Origin of the sequence: Vibrio sp. 10N.222.52.B12 (assembly GCF_002875385.1) — a bacterium.
Taxonomy (GTDB): domain Bacteria; phylum Pseudomonadota; class Gammaproteobacteria; order Enterobacterales; family Vibrionaceae; genus Vibrio; species Vibrio jasicida.
In genome coordinates this window covers 16,753-33,067 of sequence record NZ_MDAW01000159.1, presented here as the reverse complement: position 1 = coordinate 33,067, position 16,315 = coordinate 16,753, and the positions used below count along the sequence as shown (strand labels likewise).

The following is a 16,315-nucleotide window of genomic DNA, read 5'->3' as shown; positions in this document are numbered from 1 at the left end:
GCGGCATAAATCTGATTTGGATTCGAGGGAAGACGCTCATCTTCTTTGTATCGCTGCAGATATTCCAGCTGCGATTGAATGCACAATCCTATCGCCGCTTCGCTGGCCTCTGCATATGTCGGATACCGAGACCGCTTCTCTTTATCCAGAAAACTAAACCAATCAACCCAGTCAGCAGCATAAATCTGATTTGGACTCGAGGGCAGACGCTCATCTTCTTTGTAGCGCCGCTTATATTCCGGCTGCGATTGAATGCCCAATCCTATCGCTGCTTTGCTGGCCTCTGCATATGTCGGATACCAAGGTCGCTTCTCTTTATCCAGAAAACTAAACCAATCAACCCAGTCAGCGGCATAAATCTGATTTGGACTCGAGGGCAGACGCTCATCTTCTTTGTATCGCTGCGAATATTCCGACTGCGATTGAATGCCCAATCCTATCGCCGCTTTGCTGGCCTCTGCATATGTCGAATACAAAGACCGCTTCTCTTTATCCAGAAAACTAAACCAATCAACCCAGTCAGCGGCATAAGTCCGATTTGGATTCGAGGGAAGGCGCTCATCTTCTTTGTATCGCTGCAGATATTCCGGCTGCGATTGAATGCCCAATCCTATCGCCGCTTCGCTTGCATGATTTATAGTTTTGTAGAATTTTTTCATCAGTGAGCGCCTCTCATTTGCTGACGAACCTCGTCGTCAGAAGGTGTCAAGTAAACCAAGCAACTGTCAGGGCTTTTATGATGCATCGCTTTTTGAATTTCTAGTTGAGAGAAACCTCCTTGGCTTAATCTATAGCCGTAGGAATGTCGATGTGCATGTGGGGTCGTCCCTAGCGATTTGGAAGGTTCGAGTCCGATTCGTTTAACTGCTCGATTGTGTTTTTGATTGAAATTTTTTTTACTCTCAGTATCGCCTTTTGAGTTAACAAATAGGAAAGGAGATTCTAAAGCTGGCTTAACCGAAAGGTATTTTTGTAGTAACAGAGTGAACTCAACGGCTTTACTTAGTGGATAAAACATGACATCAAAAGACAGATTGCGATTTGTAAGCAAAGGTCCTTTCCAGCCAGCGTAGAGCCTATGGCTTCTCGGATACTCATTCCGTGGATTCAGTCGGTATTTATTAACCAAGTATTCATTTCGTTTACTGAAACGTTCATCTGGAGACTTTCCATCACTAGGATGGAAAACCGATACAAGAGCTGCACCTGACTGTGGGTCTATTGATATATCATCGGTAAATACGTGGAAACACTCTGACAATCGTAGTCCACCATAATGCATCAACATTACGATTAACTGACTACCATAATCCGGCTCCCCTGAAGCAGAAACAAACCCATATAGCAGTAAGTCTTCAATTCGATCTTCTGGAAACCGGTATACCACTTCGATATCGACTAGATGCCTCTCAGGTCCACGAACCTTTCTAGCGACTGAAAATTGCTGTCGGGGTTGTTTAGCTAAGTGATTCAGAAAACTACGACGGTGCCTCCTGTAGTAGGCACACCATTGCAAACGCTCTTCTGCATGAGTTGCTTTCCTCAAGGGGTTTAGCTTGGGCAAGTCAGTGCCATGGATAGTATCGAGGTAGTCGCAATAATCCGTAATATGTCGAAGAAGAACATTTACGTCCTCATTTCTTCGAGGAGACCAGAATAGACCTGAACGATCTCGTCCGTCTTGAATAGTTCCGAACTGTAACGCTTCGACAAAAGCTCTTAGTAGATCTGTAGCCGATGAGAAGCTTGATACCTGTCGCTCTATGTACTTTAAAAGAAGTTCTACAGCGAAGGTATTACGCTCTAGCCACGACTGAGATTTGTTGCGATTCTCATGCAAAAACCTCAAGTGAGAAATCAGCAAACCATTTTCAGTAAAAAGCGCAGGAAAGCGAAATGAGAGCTGGCTTGTCCCAGCTTTGTAGTTCACTGAGCGCTTGAGCACGAAGCTCATTTCTTTGCTTGTTTGAAGTAGTCACGCCATCCAGTCCAGTTCTTGGCGTAATAACGGGTTATATTTATAGGTAGATGCTTAAACTGCTGTTTATTCTTACATTCCCGATCATCACAATCGGAGAGTCGACCACTGCTCTCCAAAAACTCACGCCAACTTGTCCATCGTTTATCACGAATCATAGTTCACCTCATCCCTTTATTTCCGTTTTTTTGACGCATTAGTGTGGTGTGAAGGCTCGTCTTTCTTCTCTTGCTCGTATCTCTCTTTATACTCTTCTGCTGACTTTATCTTCAGCTTAACTGCCGCCTTACTAGCTTGCTCATAGCTCATAAACCTTTCAGACATTTCGCACCTTCCTAGGAGTTCACAATTCAACCAATACTAAGGATTTCTTAATATACCAATTAGTATATAGTTTATAGTTCTCACAAACGCCAGTTTCATAATTATCAAACTAAACGTAATCAATGATGTGAATATATGCAGTTTTAGTATGCTTTCCTAAATAGTACTAATATCAGTACAACAAAAAACGCTTGCGTGAAATTGACCGCCGCGTCAGATACTTACGCAAGCGTCTAGAGCAAGTCAAAGTGGTGGATTACTCACCTCAGCAAGAAGGCAAAGTGTTCTTTGGTGCTTGGGTGGAAATTGAGAACGAAGCGGGCGATGTGAAGAGTTTCCGCATCGTTGGTCCCGATGAAATCTATGGTGATGCAAAAGGCTATATCTCGATTGATTCCCCAATGGCTCGTGCGCTTCTAAAAAAAGAAGTCGATGACGAATTCGCAGTAAGAACGCCGGAAGGCTACAAAGAATGGTTTATCAATAGTATTCGCTACCAAGGCAAAGAAAACTGATTGAGTTACACGATAAAAAGAAAGCCGCACTTAAGAGTGCGGCTTTTACGTTTTGGATATCAACCTTGAAGGTTACTCTTCGTAGTCAGGCTTCTCGGTCACAATGTAGTTGGTATCGCTGGCAACAATCGCACCGTGCTTCAAGAAGTTCTTACCCAGAATCATGCTGTAATGGAAGCGGCTGCGGTCTTGCAGGTTAACGCGAATCTTCTTCTCTAACTCACCCAACTTGACGTGCATTTCCACGACAGGGCGTACGTTGGCTTTCTCACCTTTCTTGGCTTTAATGCGCATCACGTCGACAACAGGCTTGGTAAATTCTTTCTTCATGCCGCTGTCATTCTCGTAGGTAAAGCTCACCATGTCTTTGCCATCTTTCTTGAACTGTTTGATGTTCTTGGCATTAATCGAGCTCACATCCGCACCTGTATCCAACTTCACAGGGAATGACATACCTTCCACTTCCGCCACTTCAATATGGCCCGCTTTGAACAGCGGTTTTGCATCCAGCAAATGATCCGCACGAGTATTCAGAAGCACACCACCTTTTGCCATGTTGTGGCCAAAGACAAAAAATGGTTGCTCTTGGTCGTCCTTCTCTAACACATCAATGGCGAAATCAATGGTCTTCTCTTCGTCACCAAATAGGAACTCACCTTCCACTACTGGGCGTACTGAGTCACCTACCTTGAGCTTCTTCAATACGCGTTTAGTGATTTTCTCTTCTTTGCCTTCTGCATTCGGGAGATAGAAGGTCACGACTTCTTTCTTGTCTTTTTCGGTCAATTCAAAACCATCCACACGCATCAGTGGTGTCTTCACCGCAAAAGTGGGATACGCAGACAAGACGTAGCCATCAATATTGACGGATTCCTCTGGCGAGATAACCAGCGGTTTCGATTTCAATGCACTCTTAAAAGACTTCTCAACCCCGCCGAGAAGATTTTCTTTATCGGTATCAATCACAAAGTGCTGGCTTGCAACATCCTTACCCAAGCGAATTTGCGAACTGAAACCACTGCGGTCACGTAGGTACACCAACCATTGCTGAGTCTCGGTTTCGCTCACTTTGACAGGTAAATAAACCAAAGGGCGCTCGCTTTTACTTGTTTTCAGCATACGCACTAATGGCAGAGTCATTGGATGACGTTTACCGTTTTCACCTTCTAAGGTGAACGAAACCTGTTTTTTCTTCTCGTCTACTTTGATATTCAAAGCATGCACATTGGTGTAACGACTGGTGGTTGAGATGCTAATTTTGTATGGCACACCTTCGACTTCAACCGTTTCTTTTTTACCAATCATCTGGGCTTTAGGTTGCTCTTGAAGATAATCGTAGCCAGCAAACACCCACGCATTGTTATCAAGGTAAGTTTTACCAATCAAAATCGGCGCTGAGAATTGAGTACGCTTGGTTAGGTTCACCACGGTGTCCACAGTATGCCCTGCAATGGTCATCGGCATTTTTACCGTCGGGCGCAAAATTGGTTTTTCACTGGTACGGCTACGGATCGCACTGATACGTTCAAGATCATCGGTGATCTTAATTTCTTTACCGGTGTATGGGTGATGAAGAGTGAACGTCACTTTCACTTGATAAGGCTTGAAGCTGTCTGCATCCCACTTCGCTTTAGTTCCTCCAAGGTCATCGATGATTGCCCACATCAACTTGCTATCTTTTAAGTTTTTGTATTCTGGGTTGGTACTGCTTACATGGATGTTTTCTGCGTGCATCGATGTCGTATCGGCACCGGTATCAATTTTACCGATGAACGGCACATCGCTTAGCTCTGGAATGTCGCTGTAATACACGCTTTCAACACGGCCTAGTACCAGTTTGTCATCAAGTTGATAGATTGGATCTTGGGTTGTTGCAGAGAGAGATTGTGACCACGCGAGCGGTGCCGCTAATAAGGCACCTGAGAGCGCCAGAGCCAAAGACATTTTCTTCATCATTGTTTTCCGTGTGAGCTAAGGTACAGGGGTTAGTCGATAACCAAACGTATAAGTTCTCAATTTAATTACAGTTTTGACACAAATCTGACTGATGTCCACCAGCGCTCGGTAAATTTTTGCGTTACTAGTTTAAAACATTGCAAATTCCATGAATGGCCCCAATGTTCTATACACAACCAATACCCAAACAGAATTAAAGAGAATACACGGATGAGCCAAGCTATCTGTCGCATGATTGCTCAAGAGCTGAATGTTCGCCCTGAGCAAGTCAACGCTGCTGTAACCCTTATCGATGACGGTAACACGGTCCCATTTATTGCACGTTACCGTAAAGAGGTGACGGGCGGTCTTGATGATACCCAACTGCGTACTCTAGACAGCCGTCTGTCTTACCTTCGTGAGCTGGACGATCGCCGTCAAACCATCCTGAAGTCGATTCAAGAGCAAGGCAAACTTACGCCAGAGCTAGAACAAGAAATCACTCAGGCAGACAGCAAGACTCGTCTTGAAGACTTGTATCTACCTTACAAACCAAAGCGTCGTACCAAAGGTCAGATCGCGATTGAAGCCGGTCTTGAGCCGCTCGCAGACCAGCTTTGGAATCATCCGCAAACTGAGCCAGAAAGCGAAGCAAGCAAATACCTTGATGCAGACAAAGGCGTGGCAGACACCAAAGCCGCACTGGATGGCGCTCGCGCAATCATCATGGAGCGCATCGCTGAAGACGCGAATCTTCTAGAGAAAATCCGCGCTCATCTAAACCGCAGTGCAGAAATGGGTGCTCGTGTCGTAGAAGGCAAAGAGCAAGAAGGTGAGAAGTTCAAAGACTACTTCAACCACAACGAGGCCCTAAGCAAAGTGCCATCGCACCGCGCACTGGCGATGCTACGCGGTCGTAACGAGGGCTTCCTGACATTGGCAATGAATGCCGATCCAGAACAGGAAGAAGGCGTTCGCCAGTCTTACTGCGAAACAATTATCGCTGACCACTACGGCGTGACGCTTAGCAGCGCACCTGCGGATACGTGGCGTAAGCAAGTAATTAGCTGGGCATGGCGCATCAAAGTATCGATGCACATGGAAACCGAGCTAATGGGCGCAATGAAAGAGCGTGCAGAAATCGAAGCGATTGAAGTATTTGCCACCAACCTAAAAGACTTGTTGATGGCAGCACCGGCAGGTCCTCGTGCAACACTTGGTCTCGATCCTGGCCTGCGCACGGGCTCTAAAATCGCTATTGTCGATCCGACTGGTAAGGTGCTTGCAACCGAAACCATCTACCCTCACCCACCACAAAAGCAATACGACAAATCAGCGCAAGTCGTTGATCAGTTGGTGCGCAAGTACAACGTGGATTTGATCGCTATCGGCAACGGCACGGCTTCACGTGAAACCGACAGTTTTGTCGCAGACGTCATCAAACGTGGCAACCTGAAAGTTCAGAAAATTATCGTGAGTGAAGCGGGGGCATCAGTTTACTCTGCGTCTGAGCTTGCAGCGAAAGAATTTCCGAATATGGACGTGTCTCTGCGTGGTGCGGTGTCGATTGCTCGTCGTCTGCAAGACCCACTGGCTGAACTAGTGAAAATTGATCCTAAGTCGATCGGTGTGGGTCAGTACCAGCACGACGTTAGCCAATCTATGCTGGCAAAACGCCTAGATGCGATTGTGGAAGACTGTGTAAACGCGGTGGGTGTTGATGTGAATACCGCCTCTGCAGCGCTACTGACACGCGTAGCGGGTTTATCTAGCACCATCGCGCAGAACATTGTCGACTTCCGTGATGAAAACGGTCGTTTCGAAGCTCGCACGACCTTGAAGAAAGTGCCTCGCTTGGGTCCTAAGGCATTCGAACAGTGTGCTGGCTTCCTACGAATCATGGATGGTAAGAACCCACTTGATGCATCTGCAGTTCACCCAGAAGCGTACCCAGTGGTAAAAGCGATTTCTGAAAAGAACAGCAAAGACATCAAAGCACTGATTGGTGATTCAAGCTTCTTAAAAGGTCTGCATGCTGTCGATTACACTGACGATAACTTCGGTGTGCCAACCATTACTGACATCATCAAAGAACTGGATAAACCGGGCCGTGACCCACGTCCAGAATTCAAAACGGCGACGTTTGCAGAAGGTGTAAACTCAGTTTCTGACTTGGAACCGGGTATGATCCTAGAAGGCGTAGTATCGAACGTAGCCAACTTCGGTGCCTTCGTTGATATCGGCGTTCACCAAGATGGTCTAGTACACATCTCTGCACTGACAGATCGCTTTGTGTCTGATCCACGTGAAGTGGTGAAGGCGGGCGACATCGTTAAAGTGAAAGTAATGGAAGTGGACGTGCAGCGTAAGCGTATTGGTCTCTCAATGCGTATGAACGACGAACCGGGTCAAGACAACCGTAGCCAACGCTCATCAGCAGCGCCGCGCCGTAATGACCAACCGCAGCGTCGTCAACCTCGCCGTGATGACTCGTCATCTAACAACGCGATGGGCGGTGCTTTTGCCGCAGCGTTTGCTAAAGCGAAAAAGTAATCTCGCCAAGGCTTCACTACTAATAACGAGACTTCACCACTAACGAATTTTCACAACTAAAAAGAAAACGCTCCAATCAGTGAATCTGCTTGGAGCGTTTTTGTTTGAGTAGGATATTGAGTCGTCATAATACTGCTATCACTTCTGACGGTGTATGGGGCGCGACCGAGTGACCATAATGAAACTTAATCACCTTCCTGCGCTTTTCCATCAATCCCTCTTTGACCGCAGCATCCAAAATGCGCTTAGGTAATCGAAAGCGTATCGCGTAGCCCTTACCCTGATCTTCGCTGTAACTCTTGAGCGCAAGCAAACCGAAGAGACGCTCTAGCGTGTCTTCAGGTTCTTCGTGATAACGGGTATCCACCTCGGGTTCCACTTCGTAACCTGGATGCTCCGATGGGTCCCACGAGGATTGGCGTCGCCGCTTCTCATCACTTTTTACTTTGCGCTCCGCATTGTTTTTTGCCAGTGCGACTGTTGGCGTGACAGGTTCTCGGACTTTATTGTCACGAGCAGCTTGTTCCGTCTGCACATTAACGGATGGGGCGATCAGTGGCACGCTTACGTTAGCCGGTGACACAATCATTGCGAACCCTCCTCAGAGTCGCCCAACTCGTCAATACAGCAAACTCCTCCTACAAGAAGAGTTTACTAAAACTTATATCGACCAATTTTTAAACAGCTTTAGGGTTTTATTCGCTTAGGTTTGTAGACTCGCTAATTAAGCGGCAAATTCTCGCACTTGGAGACAAAACGCTTCATGTTCGGTTATGAACGGCGCGTGGGAAGATTGGTTGAAAACAAACTGCTGAGAACTTGGCAACTGTTCACTCAAGTCACTTGCCACTTTGATTGGCACTAAACCATCAAGTCGACCATAAAGGCGTAGCATCGGCATAGAAAGGGAAGCCAAAGCATCGCGCAAATCCACATCGGCAAGAATGTTCAAACCAACCAACAATGAATCAGGGTTTGGTTGTGGACGTGATAGTACGGCTTGCTTGAGTTGTTTTACGTCTTTGCGCGCAGACGGGCTGCCCATCGCTTGCAGCGCCATAAAGCGCTCAATCGTGACCGAGAAGTCTTCCAGCAATTGATCGGTGAATGCGGTCAATACGTTAGGTTGAATGCCACGCCAAGGGCGTTCAGCAGAAAATTTTGGTGAACTGGCTACCGTGATTAACTTGCTCACACGCTGCGGTGCATTAAGTGCAATGTGGGTTGCCACCAAGCCACCTAGTGACCAGCCAAGCCACACTGCTTTTTCTGGCGCGTCTTGCAGAATAAGGTCAGCGATTTTTGCTAAGTCTTCAGCGTGAGATTCTGCGCTGTGTCCGTACCCCGGAAGATCGACCACATGCACTCGGAAATAAGGTTGAAGAGACTCGACCGTCTGCTGCCATACCGCACCATTCATACCCCATCCATGAAGCAACACTAAATCTGGTCCTTGACCAAACGACTGCCAGTGTAAATTCGTGCTCATGTTCTCGTTCTCTCCCACTTATCTTATTCCTTACTAGACATTCCAAGCTTTAATCTGATGACTCGCTCACCTTGGATGGATTGTATGTTATCTGATCAATGGCAAAACATCATGCACCGTGTACTTGGCAATCAATGCGGTTTGTGTCGATTTCCGATCTCCACAGAACAGAAACCAAACCCAATGCGTTGGTGCGACCATTGTTTTGAACACCTTACACCCATCAAACGGTGCACTCGCTGTGGTTTAAAGATGACAGAGGAGGCGTCACAAACCTCAACGGAGTGCGGTGAGTGCCTGAAAGAGCCACCGCCTTGGCAACGTTTGTATACGTTGGGAGATTATGATTTCCCCCTTTCTCATCAAGTACAACGTTTTAAGGATAATGGTGAATCTTGGCATGTTACCGCCCTAACTCAATTGTTAGCGGAACGAATCGAGCATCCTGCTCCTATCATTACTAGTGTCCCTTTGCATTGGCAACGTTACTTAAAGCGAGGATTTAATCAGAGTCATGTCTTGGCGACACATTTAGCGCACCACTTGAATAGCAACTATCGCAATCGCGTTTTTAAACGCGTCAAAAGCGCACAATCTCAACGTGGAAATAAAAAAGCCGGTCGCGAGCAAAATTTGAAAGCAGCATTTGCCCTACACGGTGAGGTAAACTTTTCCCACATTGCTATCGTGGACGATGTTGTCACAACAGGCAGTACCGTCCGACAATTATGTCATTTACTACTTGAAGTTGGCGTAGAAAGCATCGATATTTACTGCATCTGCAGAACTCCTGCCCCTGGTTCAGGCTAGATCGCTTGGCAATGCCTTAGTATCAAAAAGACTAGACCAAGGCGGTAACAGGAGTAGAATAGCAGCAATAGCCTACAAATTTACTCAGGTATTCGTCGTGTCAAATATTACTATTACAGAAACTGCGCAAACGCATTTCGCCAACCTTTTAGGCCAACAACCTGAAGGTACTAACATTCGAGTTTTCGTTGTAAACCCAGGAACACAAAACGCAGAGTGTGGCGTGTCTTACTGCCCACCAGAAGCCATTGAAGGCACTGACACCGAAATCCCTTACAGCGGTTTCTCTGCTTTCGTTGACGAGCTAAGCCTACCTTTCCTGGAAGATGCTGAAATCGATTTCGTAACAGACAAAATGGGTTCTCAACTGACGCTAAAAGCACCTAACGCTAAAATGCGCAAAGTGTCTGACGACGCACCTCTAGTAGAGCGTGTAGAGTACGTAATCCAAACTCAAGTGAACCCTCAGTTAGCAGGTCATGGTGGTCACGTAAACCTTGTTGAAATCACTGACGACGGTATCGCTATCGTTGCATTCGGTGGCGGCTGTAACGGCTGTTCAATGGTTGATGTGACACTAAAAGAAGGCATCGAGAAAGAACTACTGAACCAATTCATTGGTGAATTGACAGCGGTTCGCGACGCAACAGAACATGACCGTGGTGATCACTCTTACTACTAAACGTTCAAAAGAACTCGGCTTTGAGAGCCAGTAAAAGTGTACATTGACGAAAAATGGGAGGCGTTTGCTTCCCATTTTTGTTTTCAATCGAACGAAGCTGAATCATCACGCTAGAAACTCGAGCCTTCTTCTCATATATTAAGAAATCTCATTAGCTTTAAAGAGTCAACGACACATAGGAGCCGGCGTTATGTCGAAAAGGACCCCACCAGAGATACTCTCTTGTCAGACGGTCGCACAATCTAAACTGTTTGCCGTGGAAGCCCTAGACCTTCGCTTCTCTAATGGTGAGTTGCGTACCTACGAGCGTATGAAGCCAAGTGGGCGCGATGCTGTAATGATTGTTCCTGTTACGGAGCAAGGCGATTTACTGCTCGTACGCGAATACGCAGCAGGCACAGAACGCTACGAGCTCGGCTTTCCAAAAGGTTTGATTGACCCAGGGGAGACTCCGCATCAAGCGGCAAATCGTGAGCTTAAAGAAGAAATTGGTTTTGGCTCTAACGCGCTAACACCACTCAAACAAGTCATCCTTGCTCCTTCTTATTTCTCCAGCAAGATGACCTTGTTCTTAGGACAAAGCCTTTACCCTGAAAAACAAGAAGGTGATGAGCCAGAGCCATTAGAAATTGTTCGCTGGCCACTTGCTCAAGCCGAAGAATTATTAACGCACTTGGATTTTTGTGAAGCAAGAAGCATCACGGCGTTGATGTTGGCACTAAAACACTTACAAAACACCACTCACAACCAAAACCAATAACGGTCAAAGAGCCGAGCCATAATTGTGAGAAAGGACCATTACTTATGCCAATGACAAAAGATTTATCTCACCTGCTCCCGCAAGTCATCGAGATCGCGCGTAGTGCAGGACAATTGATTTTAGATATCTACGAAAAAAAGCAGTACGAAGCCTACATCAAAAGTGATGAGACACCGGTCACCAGTGCCGACATTGCAGCACATAAGCTAATTACAGAACGCCTAAGCGAGCTGACACCTGATATCCCCGTGCTTTCAGAAGAAGCAGCGGACATTAGCTTAGAACAACGCGCACAGTGGGAACGTTACTGGTTAGTTGACCCTCTTGATGGTACACAAGAATTCATCGCACGCAGTGGTGACTTCGCGACCATCATTGCTCTGATCGACAACAACAAGCCAACCATGGGAGTAGTTTACGGTCCAGTTTCTGGCGTAACTTACTATGCTTACAATGGCAAAGGTGCATGGAAGATCCCAGACATGTCAGAGAGTGTGAAAATTCATACCCACAAACATGAACAACCGGGACAAAACATCGCAATCGCAATCAGTCGTCGCCAAGACATCAACCGCATTACCAGTCGTATGAGCAGTGCTTGGAACTACGATTTAATTCCACTCGGCTCTGCCGCACTTAAAGCATGCCTTGTCGCTGAAGGTGCTGTGGACTGTTACTTACGTCTAGGTCCAACTGGCGAGTGGGATACTGCGGCTACGCAGTGTATTGTGGAAGAAGCGGGCGGACGTATTCTCAGCACACAACTTGAGCCGCTGTCTTACAACGAGCGCGAGACGTTAGAAAATCCGAACTTCATCGTACTGGGCGATGCGGATTTGCCTTGGGATGAGATTCTACAGCGCAAAGATTGATCACAATCCAAACTGCATAGCTAGATTTTAAAAGGCCACGAATCGACTTCGTGGCCTTTCTTTTTATCTCTTGTACAGCGATAGGAGCATTTAGCCTACCATGTTCTAAATGCTCACCCAGCTGTACATGTACATACCATTTACTTAAAAATCAGAAGTTTAGACAAACAGCAAATAACCAACTGAATTTCCTGTACAGCGAATAACAGGTTTGGCCTACTATGATCTAAAAGCAAAAAGAGCTGAACATTAGCAGCTCTTCAATAATGGGATGGTTTCTAAAACTGACTAGAAACGCCCTTTGTAATCAAACTCGTATTGACCTTGAGCGTTCGGGTTGCCCAACCATTTCAGTTGGTCACTCATCCCTGATGGGAACTCCGCCCCAGGTTTAAACCACGCTTTGGTAGAGTAGCGCTGATTTGGCATCAACTCGGCAGAAAACGCTGCGGACACTTGCTTGCTCTTTTGCTCACCTGATGCCGATAGTACGCTGTCTTTACAGTTCAGATCGGCAATCACAGGGCCAAGTTCAAGGCTACCGAGCGGGCTTTGAATGCCACTCGCATTCCAAACTAGTGTACCTTCACCCGTTTTACACCAAGGTGTCGCGTAAGTCGCATGACGGATATTGAGCTCAAGCTGACCATCAACGCCAACTGGCACAGGAATACGCGCTTGCTCCACTACTTTGGCAGCCGGAATCGATGCAACCAAATTTTCAGCGTATGGACCACCAGTTAGGCTATAGCCAACCAAACCACGACCACGAACGTCCATATCACTTCCACGGCCAAAACGTACGGCGAATTCCGCTTTACCAGTGAATAAGCTTGATAGTTGGAAATCCCAATTTACCTCACCGAGATTTTGACGCTGCCAGCTGATGTTAGAAGCACGGCCTTGCCACACAGAGCCTTGGGCATCTTGAATTTCTAACCCTCTTACCGTCGGTACTTGTTGAAGCACCCAAGAAACAGGCAATCCAACAATCAAACTTGTGGAGAAAAAGGCTATGAATATAACAACGTAAAGTATTGCTCGCTTCACCTTAACCTCGCTTAAATTGCAGGCGATTCACATCAATCATGCCTGCTTGGTCTGTACGATCGATATCGAGAAATTCAACCTCAATACCTTGTTGTTCTTTTAGGTAACGCAGCCAATCTACCATCTGGTTAAATGCCAATGGCTTAATCCAAACTTGAACACTTTCATTACGTGGTTGAACTCGAATCAGCTCCACTTTGTAACGACGAGCAGAAGAAGAAACTAATTGGTTCAGAGGTTGATTAGAGAAGCTGACTCCACCACTTTTGCGTAGAGCAGTAATATCATCAGCCTTGTCTTGCACCCAATTCAACAACTGTTTTTCTGACTGAATTCGAGTCTGAGCGAGTTCAGCTCGTTGATTCATTGGCTGTAGTAGCCCCCAATAAATCATTCCGATAATGGCAATCACACCACCACCCATCACCAAACGTTGCTCACGTTGTGAGATGCTATTCCACCAAGCTTGAGCCTGAGCGATTAAATTCTTCATCATCACCTCACAAACGTTTTAGTACAAAGCTGCCTATCACAACATTTCCGTTGCGATTCAGCTGACCTTGTTCAACAGTGAACTTTTCTGCCAATTTCACACGCGCTTGCTCAAACGGTTGGAAATCTGAACTGCTTGCTTGAATGCGTACTTCACCGCGTTGGCCATCGTATTTAAAGCTGGTTATCTCCAGATCTTTAACCTGACCCAGTGTCGTTGGCAGTGCCGCTATCCAAGACAGCATTGCAGTTTCACTTGTACCACCAGAAAGACGACGCTCTTCATCGGTCATCTGACGCTTCAGGTAACTGACCGTTGGAATTCGCTTCTTGTTCGGGAAAATTTGGCGGAAAATGCGTTCACTTTCTTCACGATAGGCTTGTGCTTGCGCCTCATATTTATGGACCACCAGCAATTGCTGCCCCACAAGAACAACCAATAGCACACCCGCAGCGATAGCAGCTTTTTGCCAGACTTTTACGTACTTACCCCAAGACGATTTTGGCTTGAAGCTACCCGTTAATAGGTTGACCTTGCTTTCAGAAACACCTTTAGCAAGTAGTGCCATCGCCATTTCTTCAGGCTTTGCGACCCAAACCTCTGGGAGTGAAGATTCAGGAATCGAACTGTAACAATCAAGTTTCCATCCTTCATTCGCTTGCAGATAAGCAGAAAGGTATAAATCTAGCCACGACGCATCGACCACCGCACCTTGAGTATTGGAATGACGAATTAGCCATTGCTCACCCAACGCCACCGCAGAGCTGTTTTCTTCATGCACAGGCAACGCCAGCACATCAGGAAGGATACGCTTAATTACAATACCTTGACTGGAAAAACGCTGCAAAATGGTTTGAACCCAAGCACGCTCAACAGCACAAATTTGCGCTTTCTCTGCTTGCTTGTCTAATACTGTGAAATGCAGGTTATCCACGTCTTGTGCGACTTCATCTTCCACCAAATAAGGCAGCATGCTATCAAACTGACGAGCAGCACCCGGCGGGATATCTACTTCTGTCAGCACAACATCATTACTGGCTAACAAGGCAATCACTTGTCGCTGATCAGCGTAAGACGCCAACTCATCCAGATGTTCCCATCCGGCGAGTTCACCACTGGCAATCACGTCTTGCTGTTGTGTCGACCACACCAACCATGGAATGGTACTTTGTTGTTCGCTACTCAGCCGAACGGTCAGAAACTCGCTCACTGATTCCTCCAAAACGACGGCGAACGACAGTCACCGTTTCTCTATCTGTACTTTGTAAAAGACTACGGATACGTACTCGGGATTCATCCACCAGTACTTGTGCGTCCAATTCAAAAAAGGAGCTATCGACTCCTAAGTAGCCTTTAGCATTTTTCTTTACATCATCGCTCAAGCCAGCTAATTCTGACTCAGCTAAAAATTCATCAACACTATCCCAACCATCGAAAGGGCGCTTTTCAATTAACTGCACCGCATCACTAGAACTCAAGCCAGGAGTAAATATCGCGACTAAGATCGGCGCTTGTTCGACTTCAATAGTATTTACGTTCAAACGCCAATCATCTGTGGGAATAGCACAAATCATCGGTGCGATCTTCTGATAAATGTCACCCGTGACTTGATATACCGCTCTCAGTTCGCTGGCATCAGCCATCAGGCCATTGGGTGGTAAATACGCAGGCTTCATTGCCTCATAAGTGCTGTCTTCTACACCGGCAGCGGAGCGCACTGTGCTGTCGCTATCGACGTATTCCCAAGTCGAATCAGCAATCACTTCCGCTTGGTATGGTTCCACGTCCATCTCTTCCATCAAGCGCTGGAACACTTGCACCAAATAAGGACGATTTGTCGAGTCACCCGATGGCTGAACACTTGCTAATACATTCATATTAAAGCAAGCTTGTTTGTCTACGATGCGTCCGGCCGCTTGACCATAATCTAGCGGATACACTTGTTCTTTAATTGCCCAAGGCTGGCTCATATTAATGGTATCGCTGTCTTCGTAGCTCTGCTCAATACCAATTTCAGCCAACGCCTCAACCCCCAAACTATACCAATACGCCTGTTGGTAATTGATCTGGTTCGCGCCTCGCTGAAACTGCAAAAACAATCGTTCAGACATACTTGCTGCAACGGTCGTCATAATCGCCAGTAGCATTAAAACAATAATAAGCGCTACACCACGTTGTCGCTTAGCCATTATTGCCTCCGGAGGATTCATCATTGGATGAGTCATCTTGCCCAGAGGCGCTGATCTTGCCTCCAGAGGTTAAGTAAATACGGCTGATCTCACCGTAGTCTTTGAGTTTCAAAACAACAGAAACCGCTTTCGGTAACTCTTGCTTACTTTCCCATGTTTTTTTCCACGCTTTGCCATCGTAGAAACGCATATCAAATTCTTCGACCTGAGTCAGAAGCGGTGTCACAATACCCTCTTGTCCAACGGGTGTATCTGGGTAACGCCACCATACACGCTGTAGAACTTCATCTTTAATGCGATAGCCAACTTTCGTGACTTCACCACGTGGGAACTGCTGCTGAGGGTTGTGCCACCCCAAACGCGCAAACATCACGCCTTTCGCATCCGAATCAAGCAGGTATTCCGACCAAAACAACAACTGCTTTGATGGCTCTTCACCATTGGTTCGCATCTGACGCATGGCCATTTGGCGGAAATCGTTATCCATCATCACCATTGCACGTTGCAACTCGTTCAAACGTTGCGTACGTTCTTGCGATAACACATTACTGCGTTGCACCTGCGAGACCACTTGATAGGCAGCAACGCTTAAGCTCGCAAAAATAGCAATCGAGACGAGCACTTCGATCAAGGTAAAACCTCGATTCGATTTCATACTTGATGCC

16 protein-coding genes and 1 pseudogene are annotated in these 16,315 nt (G+C 46.5%); 6 read left to right on the top strand and 11 right to left on the bottom strand.

Going from position 1 to position 16,315, the window contains the following annotated elements:
• From BCT11_RS25290 to BCT11_RS28070, 3 genes are all read right to left on the bottom strand, one after another.
• Positions 1–659 (bottom strand): integrase repeat-containing protein (locus BCT11_RS25290; protein ID WP_277869665.1); only part of this gene is annotated, 659 nt, incomplete at its 3' end.
• The gene (gene gmtY / locus BCT11_RS25285; protein ID WP_102389562.1) at positions 659–1,954 is read right to left on the bottom strand and encodes a gamma-mobile-trio recombinase GmtY; all 1,296 of its coding nucleotides are present in this window, start codon (positions 1,952–1,954) and stop codon (positions 659–661) included. The genes gmtY and BCT11_RS25290, both read right to left, overlap by 1 nt.
• Positions 1,955–2,152: 198 nt before the next feature.
• The gene (locus BCT11_RS28070) at positions 2,153–2,302 is read right to left on the bottom strand and encodes a hypothetical protein (protein WP_157939367.1); all 150 of its coding nucleotides are present in this window, start codon (positions 2,300–2,302) and stop codon (positions 2,153–2,155) included.
• Between the two features lie 170 nt (positions 2,303–2,472).
• Here BCT11_RS28070 and BCT11_RS25275 point away from each other — a divergent pair.
• Positions 2,473–2,817 (top strand): annotated as a pseudogene (locus tag BCT11_RS25275) (GreA/GreB family elongation factor); the annotation flags it as partial.
• Positions 2,818–2,889: 72 nt separating this feature from the next.
• Here BCT11_RS25275 and BCT11_RS25270 read toward each other — a convergent pair.
• The gene (locus tag BCT11_RS25270) at positions 2,890–4,773 is read right to left on the bottom strand and encodes a RimK/LysX family protein (protein WP_096030860.1); all 1,884 of its coding nucleotides are present in this window, start codon (positions 4,771–4,773) and stop codon (positions 2,890–2,892) included.
• 210 nt (positions 4,774–4,983) lie between these two features.
• Here BCT11_RS25270 and BCT11_RS25265 point away from each other — a divergent pair, with 210 nt between their 5' ends.
• Positions 4,984–7,305, top strand: coding sequence for a Tex family protein (locus tag BCT11_RS25265; protein ID WP_039975908.1), 2,322 nt, complete (start codon positions 4,984–4,986; stop codon positions 7,303–7,305).
• Positions 7,306–7,429: 124 nt separating this feature from the next.
• On the opposite strand, the gene BCT11_RS25260 is transcribed toward BCT11_RS25265, so the two are convergent.
• Positions 7,430–7,894, bottom strand: coding sequence for an ATP-dependent Lon protease (locus BCT11_RS25260; protein WP_102389560.1), 465 nt, complete (start codon positions 7,892–7,894; stop codon positions 7,430–7,432).
• Positions 7,895–8,029: 135 nt separating this feature from the next.
• Complete coding sequence (gene bioH, locus BCT11_RS25255) at positions 8,030–8,794, bottom strand: pimeloyl-ACP methyl ester esterase BioH (RefSeq protein WP_198594000.1); 765 nt, start codon at positions 8,792–8,794, stop codon at positions 8,030–8,032.
• An 84-nt stretch (positions 8,795–8,878) separates the two neighbouring features.
• On the opposite strand from bioH, the gene BCT11_RS25250 reads away from it, so the two are divergent.
• The 4 genes from BCT11_RS25250 to cysQ all read left to right on the top strand — a co-directional run bounded on the left by BCT11_RS25250 (position 8,879) and on the right by cysQ (position 11,918).
• Positions 8,879–9,604 carry an amidophosphoribosyltransferase gene (locus BCT11_RS25250; protein WP_045409278.1) on the top strand — a complete coding sequence of 242 codons (726 nt, stop codon included), beginning with the start codon at positions 8,879–8,881 and terminating at the stop codon, positions 9,602–9,604.
• Between the two features lie 97 nt (positions 9,605–9,701).
• Entirely contained in the window at positions 9,702–10,286 is a 585-nt protein-coding gene (gene nfuA / locus BCT11_RS25245) for a Fe-S biogenesis protein NfuA (protein ID WP_038870077.1), read from the top strand.
• A 190-nt stretch (positions 10,287–10,476) separates the two neighbouring features.
• A complete protein-coding gene (gene nudE, locus BCT11_RS25240; protein WP_102389558.1) occupies positions 10,477–11,046 on the top strand; it encodes an ADP compounds hydrolase NudE in 570 nt (189 codons plus the stop codon).
• Between the two features lie 44 nt (positions 11,047–11,090).
• A complete protein-coding gene (cysQ, locus tag BCT11_RS25235; RefSeq protein ID WP_038870073.1) occupies positions 11,091–11,918 on the top strand; it encodes a 3'(2'),5'-bisphosphate nucleotidase CysQ in 828 nt (275 codons plus the stop codon).
• A 288-nt stretch (positions 11,919–12,206) separates the two neighbouring features.
• Here the strand turns inward: cysQ and BCT11_RS25230 are convergent, their stop codons facing one another.
• From BCT11_RS25230 to gspJ, 5 genes are read right to left on the bottom strand one after another with little or no spacing between them, the layout of a single operon-like run.
• Complete coding sequence (locus BCT11_RS25230) at positions 12,207–12,968, bottom strand: type II secretion system protein N (RefSeq protein ID WP_102389557.1); 762 nt, start codon at positions 12,966–12,968, stop codon at positions 12,207–12,209.
• A gap of 1 nt (position 12,969) precedes the next feature.
• Positions 12,970–13,461, bottom strand: a complete 492-nt coding sequence (locus BCT11_RS25225) for a type II secretion system protein M (protein WP_038870069.1) — start codon at positions 13,459–13,461, stop codon at positions 12,970–12,972.
• Positions 13,462–13,468: 7 nt separating this feature from the next.
• A complete protein-coding gene (gene gspL, locus BCT11_RS25220; protein WP_045422166.1) occupies positions 13,469–14,671 on the bottom strand; it encodes a type II secretion system protein GspL in 1,203 nt (400 codons plus the stop codon).
• On the bottom strand, positions 14,640–15,650 hold the full coding sequence (gspK, locus tag BCT11_RS25215; protein ID WP_102389556.1) for a type II secretion system minor pseudopilin GspK: 1,011 nt from the start codon (positions 15,648–15,650) through the stop codon (positions 14,640–14,642). The genes gspL and gspK overlap by 32 nt, the downstream gene beginning before the upstream one ends.
• Positions 15,643–16,305, bottom strand: a complete 663-nt coding sequence (gene gspJ / locus BCT11_RS25210) for a type II secretion system minor pseudopilin GspJ (protein WP_102389555.1) — start codon at positions 16,303–16,305, stop codon at positions 15,643–15,645. Before gspJ ends, gspK begins: the two co-directional genes overlap by 8 nt.
• Positions 16,306–16,315 lie beyond the last annotated feature (10 nt).